Genomic DNA, 16,343 nt, shown 5'->3' on the forward strand with positions numbered 1-16,343 from the left:
TGCTGGCCTTTTCGCGCCCGGAGCCGGGATCACATCCCCGCCCCTCCCCGCGCGATGACCAAACTGTTTGACGCCACCTGTGTACCAACCGCGCCGGACAGATAAGTCGGCGCCGCCTGATGCGTTCCACATTACGCGCGGCGCAGCACCACCGCCAACCGCATAGTTAACTTAACGTTAACAACGCAAAGCCGCGACCCGCGCGGCCAAATCGCGTCCCCGGCATGGACGCTGCACAGCCTGTCCTGCACAACGAACAAGGGAAGGCGTGCTGCGCAAAAGCGGGACAGATGTGTCCCGCCAAGACAAGCCGGGGAAAGGTAAGCATGAAACACCCATCGAGCCGCGAGTTCTTCGCCTATTGGGACGCGAAACGCGGCGACGCGCGGGCACCGGACCGTAGCGAGATCGAACCCGGCGCGGTGCGCGAGCTGCTCGGCGACATCTTCGTGCTGTCCTATGACAACGAGGCCGGCTATCCGTTTCGTGTCGCCGGAACGCGGGTCTGCGCCCTGCTCGGCCGCGACATGAAGGACGCGAGTTTCTCGGCGCTGTTCACTCCGGACAGCCGCCGCGAGATCGAGGACATCATCTGCTACGTCGCCGAAGAAATGCTGGCGGCGATTGCCGGCATCACCGCGACGTCGGAGGACGGCACGACGGCGCATCTGGAGTTGCTGCTGCTGCCTTTCAACAACCGCGCGCATGCGCCGATCAGCTTGACCGGATTGCTGGCGCCGTTCGAAAGCGATCTCGGCACGATCAGGGATTTCAAGGTGACGTCGTGGCGCTATCTGCATCGGCCGCAAAAATTCGTCCCGCGCGCCTTGCGCAAGCTCGCGATCGCGCGCGGCTTCATGGTGTATGAGGGCCTGCGGTAGTCACGAACCGTCGGGTATGTCGAACGCTGCAGCCCAACGCATGGTCGCGTGATCATGCTCGAAATCGACCCACAAAAAGCCTCCAAAAAAAGCACGACCAAGCATTGCCTAAATGCGAGGCGTCAGGCAGGGTCGAACCAAGACGTGGAGCCGGGCCACATCCGCTGAATGAGACGCACCGAGAGAAAACCTCGGAGGCGCGTATTCGCCGTAACCTCGGAGATCCCAAGTATGCTGTTCAAGAGATTGATGCTTGCCGCCGCAATTGCCACTGCCGCGGTGGCGACGCAGGCCCATGCCGACGCCCTCGATTCGATCATGAAGTCCAAGGTGATCAAGATCGCCGTGCCGCAGGATTTTGCGCCGTTCGGCTCCGCCGGGCTCGATCTCAAGCCGCAGGGCTACGACATCGACATGGCCAATCTGATCGGCAAGGAACTCGGGGTGAAGACCGAAATCATTCCGGTGACCAGCGCCAACCGCATTCCCTATTTGCAGACCAACAAGGCCGACCTGGTGATTTCCAGCCTCGGCAAGAACGAGGAGCGCGAAAAGGTCATCGACTTCTCGATCGCCTATGCGCCGTTCTTCTCCGGCGTGTTCGGCACTAAGGCGATCACAGTTGCGAGCGTGGCCGATCTCAAGGGCAAGACCATCGGCGCCACCCGCGGCGCGATCGAGGAGCAGGCGCTGACCGCCTCGGCGCCGCCGGACGCGACCATCAAGCGTTTCGAGGACAACAACGCGACCATCGCGGCCTTCGTGTCCGGCCAGGTCGATCTGATCGCCACCGGCAACACGGTCGCGGCTGCGATCGCCGAAAAGGTCCCTGCCCGCGCGCCGACGCTGAAATTCGTGATCAAGGACAGCCCCTGCTATGTCGGACTCAACAAGAACGAGCCGGCGCTGCTCGCCAAGGTCAACGAGATCATCACCAAGGCGAAGGCATCTGGCGAGATCGGAAAATTGTCGGAGAAGTGGCTGAAGGCACCACTACCGCCCGGCTTCTAAGCGCAAGGCTGGGCAGTGTCCTATAAACTGCAATTCGCCGAACTGCTGCCCTATTGGAACGTGCTGCTGTATGGGCTGGTCTTCACGATCGTGCTGACGATCGTGTCGACGGTTGTCGGCATCGCGGTCGGCACCGCGGGCGCCGCAGCGCGCACCTTCGGCCCCGGCTGGCTGGGCCGTATCGTCGCTGTGTACGTGGAATTGATCCGCAACACGCCGTTCATCGTGCAGTTGTTCTTCATCTTCTTCGGCCTGCCGGCGCTCGGGCTGAAACTCAGCGAGACCACCGCCGCCTTCCTCGCCATGGTGATCAATCTCGGCGCCTACTCGACCGAGATCATCCGCGCCGGCATCGAGGCGGTTCCGAAAGGCCATATCGAGGCCGGCCTGAGCCTCGCGATGAGCAAATGGGAGGTGCTGCGCCATATTGTGCTGAACCAGGCGTTCCGAAAAATCTATCCGGCCCTATCGTCGCAGATCATCATCGTGATGCTGGGCTCGGCGGTGGTGTCGCAGATTTCCGCAGAAGACCTCACCTATGCCGCCAACTACATCGCCTCGCGAAACTTCCGCAACTTCGAGGTCTACCTGTTCGTCGCGCTGGCCTACCTCTTGCTGGCGATGCTGACGCGTTCGCTCTTGCGGGCGCTCGGCCGCGTCATCTTCAAGGCGAGGTGAACCATGCTGCAGTTCAGCTTCTGGGACATCCTCTCCAACCTCTTGATCGCCACGCAGTGGACCATCGTGCTGTCGCTGATCGCCTTCTTTTGCGGCGGTATCGTCGGGCTGGTGCTGCTGTTCATGCGCACCTCGCGGATCGCACCGCTGGAATGGTTCACCAAGATCTACATCGAATTCTTCCAGGGCACGCCGCTATTGATGCAGTTGTTCCTGTTCTTCTTCGGCATCGCGCTGTTTGGCGTCGAGGTCTCGCCGTGGATGGCGGCGACGCTGGCGCTTACGTTCTGGACCAGCGCGTTCCTGACCGAGATCTGGCGCGGCTGCGTCGAAGCGATCCCGAAGGGTCAATGGGAGGCCTCCTCCAGCCTCGCCCTCAGCTACATCGAACAGATGCGCTACGTTATCCTGCCACAGGCCTCGCGCATCGCGGTGGCGCCGACGGTCGGGTTTTCGGTGCAGGTGATCAAGGGCACCGCGCTCGCTTCGATCATCGGCTTCGTCGAGTTGACCAAGGCCGGCACCATGCTCAACAACGCGACCTTCCGGCCGTTCCTGGTCTATTCGCTAGTCGCGCTGATCTATTTCTGCCTGTGTTTCCCGCTGTCGTGGTGGGCGAAGAAAATCGAAGGCCGCCTCAATGTCGCTCGTTAGCATCCGTGACGTCAGGAAGAGTTTTGGCCCGAATGAGGTGCTGAAAGGCGTCTCGCTCGACATCGCCAAGGGCGACGTGGTGGCGATCATCGGGCGCTCCGGCTCCGGCAAAAGCACCCTGCTCCGCTGCATCAACGGCCTGGAGACCTATCAATCCGGCAGCATCGTCGCTGATGGCATCGAGGTCGCCGGCGCCAACACCAATCTGCGCGAACTGCGCCGCCATGTCGGCATGGTGTTCCAGCAGTTCAACTTGTTTCCGCACCTGACGGCCGCCGAGAACGTGATGCTGGCGCCCACCGTCGTCAACAAGGTATCGAAGGCCGAGGCCCGCGCCACCGCCGCCGAAGTGCTGGCGAAGGTGGGATTGTCGGAAAAGATGGACGCCTATCCGAGCGAGCTTTCCGGCGGCCAGCAGCAGCGCGTCGCGATCGCGCGATCGCTGGCGATGCGGCCGAAGGTGTTGCTGTGCGATGAGATCACGTCCGCCCTCGACCCCGAACTGGTCAACGAGGTGCTGCGCGTGGTCGAGCAATTGGCGCGCGAGGGTATGACGCTCATTCTGGTGACGCACGAAATGCGCTTCGCCCGCGACGTCGGCACCAAGCTCGTCTTCATGCACCACGGCAAGGTGCATGAGGAAGGCGTGCCGAAAGAGGTCTTCGCCGCCCCGCGAACCCCGGAACTGCAGCAGTTCGTCGGCCAGGTCGGTTGAGTTTCGGCCTCAGCGTCCGGTAAACACCGCCGCACGTTTCTCGAGGAAGGCATTGCGCCCTTCCACCGCGTCCGCACTCAGGCGAATTTCCGCCTGCGTCTCGATCTCGCGGCGGAACTGGTCGGCATAGCTGGCGTGTTCGCTCTCGTCGATCAGGCGGCGCGTCGCGACCAGCGCCCGCGTCGGGCCATCAGCGAGCCGGCGCGCCAGCTCAAGCGCCCCGTCACGAAGCGCCGCGTCGTCGAACACTTCGCGGACCAATCCCCACTCCTTCGCGAGATCGGCAGACAGCGGCTCGTTGGTCATCATCAATTCGAGCGCGCGTTGCCGGCCGACGAGGCGCGGCAACAGCCAGGTCGAGCCGAGATCGGGGACCAGCGCGATGCGGCTGAACACCTGAATGAAGCGAGCCGAACGTGCCGCAACAATCATGTCGCCCGCCATCGCAAGGCTGAATCCGCCGCCCGCCGCCACGCCGTTGACCGCGACCACGACCGGCACGCGGCATTCGCGTAGCGCCCTGAACGCCGGCCAGTAATATTTCATCACGCCGGCCGCGATGTCGTCGCCCAGGATTTGCGCCGCCTTGAGGTTCTGGCCCGAGCAGAAGCCACGCCCGGCGCCCGTCAGCACCAACGCCCTCACCTGAGGATCATCGTTAGCTTCACCAATGGCAATGGCGAGGTCCCCCAGCAGAGCGGGCGTCATCGCGTTCAGGGTGTCGGGCTCGTCCAATGTCAGCACGCGGACGTTGCCGTCGTGCTCTCGCTTCACTCCCGGCATCTCATTCCTCCCTGCTCGCAATTTTGGGCCGGCCCTGGCGGGCGCGACAGACCCCCTTCTGAACGCGATCGAGCAGCGTGAGCGCCTGATAGCGCGAGGGATCAGTCCGGACGTTTTGATGTATCGCTGCAACGGAATTGCGGCGATACGACCAATCCGCGGTGGATACCGCTTTCATGCAACCGGCGCTAACACATCGTTAACCCTGTCGGCCTTAGGGTCTTCCTGACGCCGAAGGACCGGCTGTCTGGTGGCGAAGATGTCGTTTGCGCAAAAGAAAACTTCCACTGTGCCGTCCGCGGAGGAGCGCCGGCGCTTCCAGCGCGTCAAGGTTCACTTGCTCGGCCGCTACATGCTGCCGGATCGCCGCGAATTTCCTTGCCAGATTATTAACATGTCGCCGGGTGGGCTGGCGCTGCTGGCGCCCGGCATCGGCAATGTCGGCGACCGCGTGATCGCCTATCTCGACCATATCGGCCGCGTCGAGGGCAAGATCACCCGCATCATCGACAACGGTTTTGCCATGACGGTCGGCGCCACCGCGCGCAAGCGCGACAAGCTCGCCGCCCAGCTCACCTGGCTCGCCAACCGCGATATCCTCAATCTGCCCGAAGACCGCCGCCACGACCGTATCGTGCCGCGCAACCCGATTGCGCTACTGACCCTCGAGGACGGCAGCAAGATGACCTGCCGCATCATCGACCTGTCACTGTCGGGGCGCGGCGATCGCCGCGGAGAACCGCCCGCCGCTGAAATCGCTGGTCATGCTAGGCAAAGTACAGTCCCGCGTGGTGCGAAACCTCGAAGAAGGCTTTGCGCTCGAGTTCGTCCATGAGCAAGTCGCTGAGACGCTCGAAGACGCGGTTACCGCGCGGTAAAGCGCCAGCCGCCAAAAATCCCTGATTTTTCAGCTCCAAAGGCGGTTTCCGCGTTGCCGGATGCCGCCTTTTCGCTGTCCGGCAACGGCCAAAGTCGGTTAATGCGGGGCGCGTTTGCCTGCGCATCCCCTTCTATTGCAGCGCCACAGGCGTTAATCCGTAAAATTTGAATAAATTGCAGTTGTTTCAAATTTTATTCGAATTCGATTCAAGTATAGATCGAATTCGCCGCTAGCTTTACTAGTATTCACGTCAAATGTACTTGCCTGACTTAGCGCCGGCGCAAATCCTTTGTGCGAAACGTGGTCCCAACAAGAAACGGGGGCCACGATGTTGTTCAGGGGACAGGGGAAGGGACTGGCGGTGATCGCCGTCCTGATAGGGATGAACGCTTCGATGAGCGTCTCGGCGAAAGCCGGCGACGCGCTCTATGCCAGCCTTGGCGATACCGCGCGTTCGCCGATCGGCTGGGTCGAATTCTGCGCCGAAAACACGGGCGAGTGCCGCAGCGGCGCTTCACAGCCGCGCGACATCGTGATGTCGCAGACGGCGTGGCGGGATCTGCTGCGGGTCAACAAGTGGGTCAACGAGGCCATCAAGCCGATCACCGACATGGATCATTGGGGCGTGATCGAGAAATGGTCGTTGCCGACGGACGGTTACGGTGACTGCGAGGACTATGTGCTTCTGAAGCGCAAGATGTTGATCGACGCCGGATGGCCGCGCGAGGCGCTGCTGATCACGGTGGTGCGCGACAAGAAGGGCGAAGGCCACGCAGTGCTGACGGTGAAGACCGACAAGGGCGAGTTCGTTCTCGACAACCAGAACGAAAACGTCCTGGCCTGGACCGAGACCGGCTACCGCTTCGTCAAGCGTCAGTCACAGAGCGACCCGAACGTATGGGTCTCGCTCGGTGACAGCCGCCCGGCGGTCGCCACCGCCTCGTCACGCGATCGATAACGAGAGAAGGAATTTACCAACCCGCGACCCGGTCACATCCCCACCCCTCCCCGTCCCAGACCGGTTCGCGCGCGGCCACCCTTCCCCCAAAGGGTGGCCGCAACTTTTTTGAGCGGCCTTCCACTCGTAGCCCTGCACCCGGTGCCAGTACTGGTTGCCGAGCAGCGCGCGATAATGCGAGTTGACGGTGTCGTAGCATTCGCAGGCCGCCTCCCGCAGCGCTTCTTGATCCACGAATATGGATCTTGCCGCGGGGTTATTTGGGGGCCGGCATTTAAATCCCCTTATATGCCCATTAGCAGACAGACAGGACCGTCGATCTGCCCTTCAAATCAATCCCCTATTTTCGTCGCCTTGGAGGCGCAAGATGATCCATGTGGACGACCGTACCGCGGCAAGTCTGGATGTGGTTCTGGAAGAGGCCTGCAGGGGATTGAAACACGGCGGCGACCACGAAACCCGAAAAAAGATCGCCACGAAACTCATTCAAGCTGCCAGGAAGGGAAATACCACTCTCAGCGGCTTGAAGGCTGTGGCTGATCGAGCCCTGACGGAGATGGTCCACCGCAAATCGGCCTGATGGCGATTTCGACTGGGCGGAAATGAACAGCGGATGGCCCCCTGGGCCGCCGCGCACTGTTGTGTTTTGATCTGACGACTACGCCGCCAGCGCCACGCGAAGTCGATTTTTGCCGCAATCCCGGGTTTTAGCGGCAGCGCGGCTGTGCTATTTGGGGGGCATTGAAATCACGTCCGGATTTGGAGTCGCATGCTCGAACTCGCCCCCCGGAGTGCCAGCCCCGTCGCGCGTTTCGGCGGTCAGCCGATTGCGATCGCCGCTGCGGCTCTCGTCATTGTCGTGCTTGGAGTAAGCTTTATCACCCTGTGGCGCGCCTATACGGGCAGCGCTCCCGAGACCGATCGCGCGGCCGCGACACGCCAGTTGCAGGCGCGCACCGCGCAAGCGTCCGAGCAACTGGTCGAGAAGACCAAGGGCTTGGAAGCGACGCAGCAGGAATCGATCGACCAGTTGCAGGTGGTGCAGGACCAACTGCTCACCGTGCGCCGCCTGCTCGCCGCGCAGCAGGCCGACACCAGGAAGCTTTCCGAGCAGGTTGGAACGTTGACGGAAGCGATCGACGGCTTGCGGCAATCCTTTGCCAGCGCGCAGGCCTCCGAACCCACCGCCGCTCCCGCGCCGCGTAAGCGAACAGCCAAGGCAAAGCCCCGCTCGGCCCGGAGCGCAAATCGCAGCCGCGCCAAGGCCCGCGGCTAATTGGTCTGGGCGGCGCTCGGCGACGAAGTCGCGCCGGGGGTCGTATGCCGGCGCCGCCGCAAGCCGCGGCGCCCACTCGGGCAATCCAGCGATTTTTCATCCTTGATCCCGGATCGGGAATTGCATCATGCGGCCGGGGGACGGGATATTTTCGACCGTTGCAGCATGCATCTCCGCAACTTTTTTCCGCGCTTTTGTGAACTGGATCACATATCTCCGGGTGAATCCCGGGCATCCTGTAGTTCACCGGATGGCGTGAGCCGATTTCAATATCCGGGGCTGGCAAGGTCGTTGACGGTATACTGCGTCGACGGCCTTGTTCTTTTTGGGGCTTCCGTCAACTACCCGGCCATTAGACCTTCAATAGCTGACCGACGCCTGCAACGACACGCGCCAGGCCCCGGCGCGGCTGTGCAGCCCGTCGCTCAGAGCCCTTGCCGCCAGCAGTTTCGAGTTGAAGTTTGACCCGGCCGCAAAGTCGAACCCGGCCCCGACCGACGATAGCGTGGTGTCACGCCGGAAAAACAGATCCCGCCCCCAGCCGACATCGGCCAGCAGGAACGGCGCCAGCGTGCTCGGCATCCAGGTGGGCATGCCGGGCAGCGAGGCGTAGAGCGAATTGCGCAGGATCACGGCCTGATCGACGACGCCGTCTTCGGTCACATAACCGCGCACGGCGTGTATCCCGCCGAGCCCAATGCGCTCGGTGTCCGGAAGCGGCTTGGACGACGCCAGCACGGATACTTCCGATTTCAGCGACAGGCCCTTCGGCAGCGGCGTCACGCGGCCATACTCGAGGGTCACGAGATTGGTTTGCACGTCGGTGACGCGTCCATTGGTGAAGGCGCTCCAGGCGCTCGAATTGTTGCCGGATAGAATGCCGCCGGGATTGGACTTGAAACGGACATCGAGATTGTTGGTGCCGAGGTTGTCCGACCAGCGCCCATTCCATCCCACCACCAATTGGGCGACGTCGGCGCTGCCCTCGGCGACCGGCGTCCCATCGAAGATGGTGGTGCGTAGCTGATGCTTGAGTTCGACGCCGCCGAGCAGATCGCCGGTCGTCGGCGGCAGCAGATCGGACAGCGCGGTGCGAACGATCGCCGAGGCCTGGCTGGTTTGAGTCTTGATCCGGAACAGGTTGGTGGGCCGCTCATTGGTCAGCACATGATCGCCGACGACTTCGAGACTTGTGCGCAATCCGAGCGGCGTGAGCAGCCGTCCCGCTTGGCTGACATACTTGGCATCGTCGGGCCGGTTGAACAGACCGTCATTGGCCCAGAAATTGCCGCTGCCCGTGAGCTGATAGGAGGCGAAGATATCGGCTGACGGCGCCCCGCTGGCGCCGACGTAATAGCGATGGCGGTCGGTCAGCAGCGTGCCGCTGTTGGCATAGCCGGCGTACACCTGCCATGGCTTGCGGTCCGTCACCTGGATGTCGACGTCCGTCATGCCGAGGTCCTTGCCGGGACCGAACACCGCTTCGACCTGCCGGAACGGATTGCGGTTGGCCCAGTCGAGGTCAGTCTCGAGCTTGCGGGCGTCGATTTCCTGTCTGGGGACGAGCCGGATGCGGCTTTGCGGGTAGCTCTCGGGTGCCGCCCCCGTAACCTTGATGCCGGCAACCTTGAAGAGGATCACGCGTAGCTGGAGCACGCCGGACGATACTTCCTGCGGCGGCAGCGTGACCGATACGAACGGTCGCCCGGCCTCACGGTAAGCCGCAGCCACCGCCGCCTGCACTTCGGCAATCAGCTTGCGGCTGAGCGGCCGATCGAGAAACGACGTGAGTGGCTCGCGGACCGCGGCGGCGTCGATGCCGCTGACCTGATCGACATCGACACCCTTCGTGCCGCTATGCGGCTTCACGCTGGCATTTGGTCCGATCAGGACGATGGCATGAACGTTCACGCCGAGCGGCGTTGCATCATCGCTCTTGAGCAGATCGTTGGTATCGATCTTGATCGCCGGCGTGCGACGCGGCGGCTCCGGCGGCAGATTGCGCTCCACCACCTGCGCCTGCGCGACGCCGTCAGTCGCGATTGCAAAGGCGCAGACCATGAGCAGCGCGCAACGCCTACCGACTCTGCTCTCATGACGCGCGGACGTTCGCACCCGCTGTGTTACGTGCGATCCGAAACGTTCGGGAAGTACCAGCGTCATGACGACCGGAGCCCGTCAGGGCTTCGGGATATCGATATGTAAGTTCGCATGACGCTGCACATTTCGACGTTCTGTCGCACACGGCGAACAATGAATAAGTCAACCAATATGGTTTATGGATTAAGAACGGTTTAAGGTTGAGTTCCACGTGTGGCAGAACTGCAGCGTGCACGGTTGAATTGCCTGCAATTACACCAACCATTGCGTGTATCGAGGTCGTAGAAGAAGCCGCGTCGTGCGACCGCACGCGATCAACATCAATTGTCGACGAAGGCCGGAAGGCGATCGCGATCTGTCATCGCGCCGACGAATCTGGCGCGTGCGCCAATCCGACGGTTGTCGGGATGAGGAAGCGCGAGGCATTGCCTGGATTTGCAGATGATCGCGGGAGCCGGTTGCTCGATGTTTGCGGGCTCACGCATCTGCTCGGGCGGTTGTGGCGCAGGCAGAGCCACCCGCGACTTCACGTAGGATCCGAGTTCTGCGGTCGGCACGCGAGCGGGCGCTGGCGTAGCGGCTGCCGGCGTAACCGTGAGGTTCGCGCCGACGAAGGCGAAGGCGTAGTTGGATGAGGCCGCCAGCGTTCCCTGCGTGATGCCGTAGACGCCAGCAGCGCTGGAAGTCGTCGCCGATGTCGCCGGTGCGCCCGATAGCGTATCGCCGTTGACGAGGCCGGAGCCGCCGACCTGATAAGTGAGAACGGGATTGGCGTCGCCATAGACGCGGCTCTGGTTATCTGCAGTTACGGTGATGGCGCGCGGCGTGACCGTCAATGTGCCAGGTGCATCGATGAAGCGATAGGCCTGCCCCGAAACGCTGACGGCGCTGCCGCCACTTGCGCTGATCTCGTAGGTACCGACGTTCGAAATCGCGGTCGCCGCCGTCGTTACCGAGAAGCCGTTGACGATCGCGGCCGTATCGCCGGCATGGAAGCCGTAGATCGAATAGGTGAACGCCGGATTGGCTTCGCCATAGACCCGCGACGCATTGGCCGGATCGACCCGCAGCACGTAGTTGACGCCGTAGAGCTGCGGATAGTAGCCGATGCTCGGCGCCGACCAGACGGCGGAGAAATCCCAGCCTGCGTAGGTCGATGCATAGTTAGTCGGATTCTGCATCTGGCTGATGGTGAGGCCCGTGATGCCGGCGCTGCTGCCGCTTCCGACTGCATTCGTCCTCCCGGACGTATCGGTGTTCCAGTAGGACGACGTGACGGCCCCGGTGCCAGTGACCGATCCGATCAGGCCGCCCATCACTGCGGTGCCAGAACCCGAGACGGCGCTCGTCGCAGCGCCGATCGCGTAGGTCTGTGCGATGGTGCCCGAGCCGGCGTGGTGGCCGATTAGTCCGCCCGCCATTACGGTCCCGGCAGCGGCGGTGGCGGTGGCCGCACCAGTTGCGTAGGACTGTCGAACGGTGGCTGCGCCGATATTCCTGCCGATCAATCCACCGGCCGCTGATGTGCCGGAGACGGTGATCACGCTGCTCGCAGCCCCGGTCGCGTAGGACTGCGTGACCGTAGCCGTGCTGCCGTTGCCGCCGATCAGCCCGCCTGCCGCCGCCGTCGGAGAGGAGGACGTCGCGTTGGCCGTCCCGCTCGCGTAGGACTGAGTGACTATTCCGGAGTTGCTCCCGACCAATCCCCCGGCATACGATACATTGCTGACGGCCGTGACATTGACCGCTCCGGTCGCGTAGGATCTGATGATGGAGGCTGCCACGGAGTTGATGCCGACCAGTCCGCCGCCGAAGGCCGTGGCGGTCACTGCTCCGGTCGCGTAAGAATCGGCGATGGAGGCTGCCGGAAAGCCATCTGCGGCACTGGTGTTGTAGCCGACCAGGCCGCCGACTCCCTGGCTGCCGCCGCTAACCGCTCCAGTGGCATAACTCCTGAGGATGCTGGCACCCGCCTGGTTCGAACCGGCGAGGCCACCAGCACGCGTGCCGCCGGTGCCGGCAGTGACGTTACCGGTCGCGTGGCTGTCCCGGATGCTGCCGCCGTTGCCGTTCGATCCAACGAGACCGCCCATGGAGGAACTGGTCGTCTCCGTGCCAGCGACCGTCACGGCCGCCCAGCTATTGGCAATGCTACCCGAAGATTCGCCTGCCAGTCCGCCGCCAGAGAATCTTGCCGTGAGGGCGCCGGTTGCCGAGGCGTTGGTGATGGTCCCCCTCGACACGCCGGCCAGGATGCCGACGCGATCCTGCCCGGTGATGGATGCGGCCTGCAAGCTGACGTTGCTTAGCGTGACTGCGGGCGCGGCATATCCGAAAAGTCCGACATAGTTGGTTGCTGGCAGGTTGATCGCAAGGTTAGAGATTACATGGTTCTGACCGTCGAAGCTTCCGGTGAACTGGGTGGACAGATTGCCGATCGGCGAAAAGCCCGCCGACGACCACATGCCGGGATATTTTCCGCCGACCGCCGCAAGCGCGGGACCAAGGTCGATGTCGCGGGCCAGCGTGTAGCTCGCGCCGAGATTCATCGCCATCAACTGCAAATGGTGCGCATTGGTGATGGTGGTTTGGTATTCCCAACGGCCGAATGGCCGGGTCTGGCCGTCGATCATGAACCAGCCGGTCGAGCCCGTTCCCGGAAAGCTGAAGCTGCCGTAGGCGCTCTGCTTGAAGGCGTAGTTGGCCGCGTCGGATAGCGCCGGGTCGCTGGTCACGGCCGTCACACTGCCCCCACCGCCGCCGATGCCGGACGCCTGCCCGCTCGTATAAGTGTCCCAGTAGGACACCGTGACGGAGCCGCCGTTCAAGCCAACCAGCCCACCGACATAGCTCGGGCTGCCGCCCGTGCCGGTCACGGCGCCCGTCGCATAGACCTGTGATATCGAAGGGGTGGTATTGGTGCCGTCGACAGTGCCGATATTGCTCAGCCCGATGGCGCCGCCCACGTAGAGCGGTCCGCTGACGGTGCTGCTCGAATAGCCATTTGACACGGTCTGAAAGTTGTAGCCGACGAGACCGCCGGCACCGGCCTCGGTGGCGGTGACCGATCCGCTCGAGTAGACATTGGTGACCGTCCCGTAATTCGAGCCGACGATCGCGCTGACAGCGGTCCGGCCGGTGACGGTCGCACCGATAACGCCGATGTTGCTTACCGTGGCGCCGGGGCCGAGATAGCTGATCAGCCCAACGTTTTGGGTTATTCGATTGATGAAGAGACCGGAGATCGTGTGACCCTGGCCGTTCAGGTTTCCGGTGAAACTGGTCCCGCCGCCAACCGGCTGGAACCCGGCGCCGCTGTTCCAGCCGGATGTAATGCCGGCATCGATATCGCGGCCGAGCGCATAGGTGCCGGCCAGATTGTTCTTCATGTTCTGCAGGTCGTAGACGGTGTTGACCAGCATGTAGGTCTTGAGCGCGGCGCCGCCGGCGATGTTGCCGCTGAAAGTTGTCTGCGTCGGCGCCGTGTATTTAGTGGCGTTGACGGTCGAATTGCTGCCGGTCGGATTGTAGAAGATCGAGACGGCTCCCGCCGTCGATATCTGCCCGCCGCCGAATGTCACGGTGCCGGTGCCTGTGCCGGCATTGTCGGCGCGCAGCACCACACCGCCGCCGCCGGTGCTCGCGATGTTGGCGTTGACGGCGATGTTGCGATAGGCGCTGAGCGTCAGCGTCGCGTTGGTCGACCAGTTGATGCCGCTTGCCACGGTGATATCGCCATAGCCGCCGCTGCCGGACGCATTCGTCTCCTGGGTAACGTTGCTGCCCGCGTTGAGCGCGGTCGCGATGGTGCCGGCAAGCGTCGCATCGATCGTGAGATCCACCGGATCGAGCAGCCAGGTGCCGCCTCGGCCGGCATTGATGCTGCCGCCATTGAAGTTGAGCGTATGCCCCGAAGTCTCGATGAAGCCGCCGCGCAGCCCGTTGGCGCTGATCGCGCCGGCAAACGACGTCGTACCGTCCGACCACACCACCACATTGCCGCCGGCGCCCGACGTGCCGTCGGCGGTGATCGTCGCGCCCGCCTCGATCGTCGTGGTCTGCGCATTGGCGATGCCTTGCGGCAGAAACTTCCGCGCGGCGTCCGATCCGCCGGCGCGGTCGCCGCCGATCAGCACCGTGCCGCCGGACGTCCCGCTCGCGTCGATCCGTGCACCCGACGCCAGGGTGACGTCCTTGCCGGTCACCACCACGGTGCCGCCTGCTCCGTCGCTGCCTTTGGCGGCGATGGCGCCGCCGATCACGGCCTTGTCGGCGCTCACGACGACGTCGCCGCCGGTGAACGAGCGCCGTCCGGCGGTCCCCGTGGGCACCACGCTTGCTTGCATACGCCGCGCTACGACCTTCTGCGTCACGTTGACCGAACCGCCCTCGGCCGTAAGAAAGATTCGTCCGCCCTTGCTGGCAAAACCTGTTGCCGAGATCGCGCGCCCGGTGTTGCCCGCGAGCGCATAGATGTTGCCGCCATTGGCGCGCAATTCCACTTCCGCGGCGCGGATCGCGCCGCTGTTGCGGATATCGCCGTCCTGCGCCGGACGCCGCACCAGCACCTTGCCATTGCCGAGCGATCCGTCGCTCAGCACCACCTCGCTGCCGGACGCCATCGCGGCGGTGCCGTTGCGCGCGGTCAGCGAGCCGTCGTTGCGAACCTGGCGCGCGACCAGAACGACGTCGCCGTTCGAAGACCCGATCTTGCCGAGATTAACGACCGAGGCGTTGCTGTTGCCGCTGAAGGTCAGCGCGCCTCCGGCCCGGAAATCCGCGTCCCTGACATCGAGCGTCGAGGCGACGAAACTGCCGCCGGTCTTGACCACGCCGGTCGGTCCGACCACGATTCCCGACGGGTTGACGAGATAGACCGAGCCGGTGGCCGACACCACGCCGTTGATCGACGACGGCACATTACCCGTCACACGGTTGAGTGTCGCGCCGCTGCCGTTGTTGAACTGGACCTGGTTGCCTTGGCCGACCGAAAAGCTCGACCAGTTGACGATGCCGGTGGCGCTCGACTGGGTGATCGTCAGATTGGTCGGCGACGTCGAGCCGATCGCAACGTTCCCGCTCACCACCGTTCCGCCGGTCGGCAGCGATTGCGCCATCGACGGCTGCGCGCAACCCAAGCCCCACAACAGCGCGATGGAGCTGGCGGAAGCTCGAAAATCCCTGGCGCAGGATTTGATGACCGATGAGAGATAGGACGTGGATGAGACGATCATCGAACCACCATCCGCTTAAGGCGGGAGCGCAAATCTTTCCGTCTCCACAAATTCTTTGTTTAGACACGCATGGGTTCCATGCGCGCGCGGCAAAGTTCCACGCGGCTATCTAAGGATGCATCAAGAACTATGCGCAATTTTTCGGAAAATTGCGATTGATGGCTGGTGATGGCAGGCAGGGATCGCGCGCAGTACATGACTGCGCGCGATGTTGTCGACGTCGGCTAATCTTGCTGTGTCATAAGCGTCGCCCTGCGACCGGACGTCGCTCGGGCATGGATTCAGCAGCCGCGGCAAATGCCCTTTATCTTGCGTTCGACCGTCTTGTTTTCTTCGTTGATGACAGCATCATCGGTTGAACTGCCCGGTCTGGCCGAGCCGGTCGTAACGCCCCGGCCTGACGACTGGGCGGTGCCGGCAGTATTGGTGCCAGGCGGAGGCGGCTGCGCAAGCCCGGACGGATTTGCCGCGCCCGGAGTCGTGGGACTTGGCGGCGCACCGGTAACACCTGGCGTACCTACACCGGCCGAGCCTGCGCCCGGCGAACCTGTGGTGCCGGGGCTGCCGGCGGATGTTCCGCCGACACTCTGTGCAAATGAAGTGACCGGCGATATCAGGATTGTGATGGCCGCGACAGCGGCGGCTGCAGACGCCAGCTTCATCGGAAATCTCCTTTTAGGAAGCAACGACAGCGCCCTGGCCTTGTTCCTGCCGGAACGATTCCACTGCCAGATCATTCATTCACATCCGCTCGACGGCCGGAGTGGCCACGCTTTGCGCAAATTGATCGCCTTCGACGACGATACGCTCGACAAGCTGAAACAGCTTGCACGTGACCGGATGGCGACCTTTCAGGAACTGGCTGACGAAGCCTTTGCGGACCTCTTGAAGAAGCACGGCATCCCCATCGACCTCAAGGACGCGCTGCGGAAAAGCGCAGCCGCTTCGAACGAGGCGGCGTCGAAAAAAACCAGATCGAAAACCCGAAAGGCGGCATCATGAATTCCGACCCCGACCCTTTCGAGGAAGGCCAGCGCGCCGCACGCCAGAACATTCCGGCGGAAGCCAATCCGTATCGGGATGGCAGCGAGGAGCATGCGCTCTGGGCCGCCGGCCATGAAAAGGTCGCCGGGCCCCCTCGCGAGGCGAACGAAAGTGAAGGCGGCTGAGCCG

The 16,343-nt window shown here is 63.2% G+C and carries 14 protein-coding genes and 1 pseudogene; 11 read left to right on the plus strand and 4 right to left on the minus strand.

Features of this window, described 5'->3' with window-relative positions; genetic code table 11:
* Positions 1-326 precede the first annotated feature (326 nt).
* From V1277_RS02130 to V1277_RS02150, 5 genes are all read left to right on the plus strand, one after another.
* A complete protein-coding gene (locus V1277_RS02130) occupies positions 327-881 on the plus strand; it encodes a PAS domain-containing protein (RefSeq protein WP_334414823.1) in 555 nt (184 codons plus the stop codon).
* A 231-nt stretch (positions 882-1,112) separates the two neighbouring features.
* Positions 1,113-1,892 carry a transporter substrate-binding domain-containing protein gene (locus tag V1277_RS02135; RefSeq protein WP_334414824.1) on the plus strand — a complete coding sequence of 260 codons (780 nt, stop codon included), beginning with the start codon at positions 1,113-1,115 and terminating at the stop codon, positions 1,890-1,892.
* Positions 1,893-1,907: 15 nt separating this feature from the next.
* Positions 1,908-2,570 (plus strand): amino acid ABC transporter permease, encoded by a 663-nt coding sequence (locus V1277_RS02140; RefSeq protein WP_334374469.1) that lies wholly within the window; start codon positions 1,908-1,910, stop codon positions 2,568-2,570.
* A gap of 3 nt (positions 2,571-2,573) precedes the next feature.
* Positions 2,574-3,224: an amino acid ABC transporter permease gene (locus V1277_RS02145; protein ID WP_028349152.1), complete on the plus strand. Its 651-nt coding sequence runs from the start codon at positions 2,574-2,576 to the stop codon at positions 3,222-3,224.
* Complete coding sequence (locus V1277_RS02150; protein ID WP_065748040.1) at positions 3,211-3,939, plus strand: amino acid ABC transporter ATP-binding protein; 729 nt, start codon at positions 3,211-3,213, stop codon at positions 3,937-3,939. Before V1277_RS02145 ends, V1277_RS02150 begins: the two co-directional genes overlap by 14 nt.
* A gap of 9 nt (positions 3,940-3,948) precedes the next feature.
* Here the strand turns inward: V1277_RS02150 and V1277_RS02155 are convergent, their stop codons facing one another.
* Positions 3,949-4,722, minus strand: a complete 774-nt coding sequence (locus V1277_RS02155) for an enoyl-CoA hydratase-related protein (protein WP_334414825.1) — start codon at positions 4,720-4,722, stop codon at positions 3,949-3,951.
* Between the two features lie 259 nt (positions 4,723-4,981).
* Between V1277_RS02155 and V1277_RS02160 the strand changes: the two are divergent.
* Positions 4,982-5,600: pseudogene (locus tag V1277_RS02160) on the plus strand (PilZ domain-containing protein).
* On the opposite strand, the gene V1277_RS02165 reads toward V1277_RS02160, so the two are convergent.
* Positions 5,587-5,790: a hypothetical protein gene (locus V1277_RS02165; RefSeq protein WP_334414826.1), complete on the minus strand. Its 204-nt coding sequence runs from the start codon at positions 5,788-5,790 to the stop codon at positions 5,587-5,589. The pseudogene V1277_RS02160 and the gene V1277_RS02165 sit on opposite strands and share 14 nt — an antisense overlap.
* A 140-nt stretch (positions 5,791-5,930) precedes the next feature.
* Between V1277_RS02165 and V1277_RS02170 the strand changes: the two genes are divergently transcribed.
* From V1277_RS02170 to V1277_RS02180, 3 genes are all read left to right on the plus strand, one after another.
* On the plus strand, positions 5,931-6,560 hold the full coding sequence (locus V1277_RS02170; RefSeq protein ID WP_334414827.1) for a transglutaminase-like cysteine peptidase: 630 nt from the start codon (positions 5,931-5,933) through the stop codon (positions 6,558-6,560).
* Between the two features lie 367 nt (positions 6,561-6,927).
* Entirely contained in the window at positions 6,928-7,140 is a 213-nt protein-coding gene (locus V1277_RS02175) for a hypothetical protein (RefSeq protein ID WP_334414828.1), read from the plus strand.
* Between the two features lie 189 nt (positions 7,141-7,329).
* Positions 7,330-7,836: a hypothetical protein gene (locus tag V1277_RS02180; protein WP_334374461.1), complete on the plus strand. Its 507-nt coding sequence runs from the start codon at positions 7,330-7,332 to the stop codon at positions 7,834-7,836.
* 360 nt (positions 7,837-8,196) lie between these two features.
* Here the strand turns inward: V1277_RS02180 and V1277_RS02185 are convergent, their stop codons facing one another.
* Both V1277_RS02185 and V1277_RS02190 read right to left on the minus strand, forming a co-directional pair.
* The gene (locus tag V1277_RS02185) at positions 8,197-9,897 is read right to left on the minus strand and encodes a ShlB/FhaC/HecB family hemolysin secretion/activation protein (protein WP_334414829.1); all 1,701 of its coding nucleotides are present in this window, start codon (positions 9,895-9,897) and stop codon (positions 8,197-8,199) included.
* 359 nt (positions 9,898-10,256) lie between these two features.
* Positions 10,257-15,170, minus strand: coding sequence for a beta strand repeat-containing protein (locus V1277_RS02190; RefSeq protein ID WP_334414830.1), 4,914 nt, complete (start codon positions 15,168-15,170; stop codon positions 10,257-10,259).
* 774 nt (positions 15,171-15,944) lie between these two features.
* Here V1277_RS02190 and V1277_RS02195 point away from each other — a divergent pair.
* Together V1277_RS02195 and V1277_RS02200 are read left to right on the plus strand one after the other, a co-directional pair.
* Positions 15,945-16,172 (plus strand): hypothetical protein, encoded by a 228-nt coding sequence (locus V1277_RS02195; protein WP_334420259.1) that lies wholly within the window; start codon positions 15,945-15,947, stop codon positions 16,170-16,172.
* Complete coding sequence (locus V1277_RS02200; protein ID WP_334414831.1) at positions 16,169-16,339, plus strand: hypothetical protein; 171 nt, start codon at positions 16,169-16,171, stop codon at positions 16,337-16,339. Before V1277_RS02195 ends, V1277_RS02200 begins: the two co-directional genes overlap by 4 nt.
* Positions 16,340-16,343 lie beyond the last annotated feature (4 nt).

Source organism: Bradyrhizobium sp. AZCC 1588, assembly GCF_036924735.1.
In the GTDB taxonomy this organism is placed as follows: Bacteria; Pseudomonadota; Alphaproteobacteria; order Rhizobiales; family Xanthobacteraceae; genus Bradyrhizobium.

What these genes read in the sequence shown, in the direction of transcription:
- V1277_RS02130 (WP_334414823.1), top strand. Translation starts at nt 327, where the DNA reads ATGAAACACCCATCGAGCCGCGAGTTCTTCGCCTATTGGGACGCGAAA.
- V1277_RS02135 (WP_334414824.1), top strand. Translation starts at nt 1,113, where the DNA reads ATGCTGTTCAAGAGATTGATGCTTGCCGCCGCAATTGCCACTGCCGCG.
- V1277_RS02145 (WP_028349152.1), top strand. Translation starts at nt 2,574, where the DNA reads ATGCTGCAGTTCAGCTTCTGGGACATCCTCTCCAACCTCTTGATCGCC.
- V1277_RS02150 (WP_065748040.1), top strand. Translation starts at nt 3,211, where the DNA reads ATGTCGCTCGTTAGCATCCGTGACGTCAGGAAGAGTTTTGGCCCGAAT.
- V1277_RS02155 (WP_334414825.1), bottom strand. Translation starts at nt 4,722, where the DNA reads ATGCCGGGAGTGAAGCGAGAGCACGACGGCAACGTCCGCGTGCTGACA.
- V1277_RS02170 (WP_334414827.1), top strand. Translation starts at nt 5,931, where the DNA reads ATGTTGTTCAGGGGACAGGGGAAGGGACTGGCGGTGATCGCCGTCCTG.
- V1277_RS02175 (WP_334414828.1), top strand. Translation starts at nt 6,928, where the DNA reads ATGATCCATGTGGACGACCGTACCGCGGCAAGTCTGGATGTGGTTCTG.
- V1277_RS02180 (WP_334374461.1), top strand. Translation starts at nt 7,330, where the DNA reads ATGCTCGAACTCGCCCCCCGGAGTGCCAGCCCCGTCGCGCGTTTCGGC.
- V1277_RS02185 (WP_334414829.1), bottom strand. Translation starts at nt 9,897, where the DNA reads ATGGTCTGCGCCTTTGCAATCGCGACTGACGGCGTCGCGCAGGCGCAG.
- V1277_RS02190 (WP_334414830.1), bottom strand. Translation starts at nt 15,170, where the DNA reads ATGATCGTCTCATCCACGTCCTATCTCTCATCGGTCATCAAATCCTGC.
- V1277_RS02200 (WP_334414831.1), top strand. Translation starts at nt 16,169, where the DNA reads ATGAATTCCGACCCCGACCCTTTCGAGGAAGGCCAGCGCGCCGCACGC.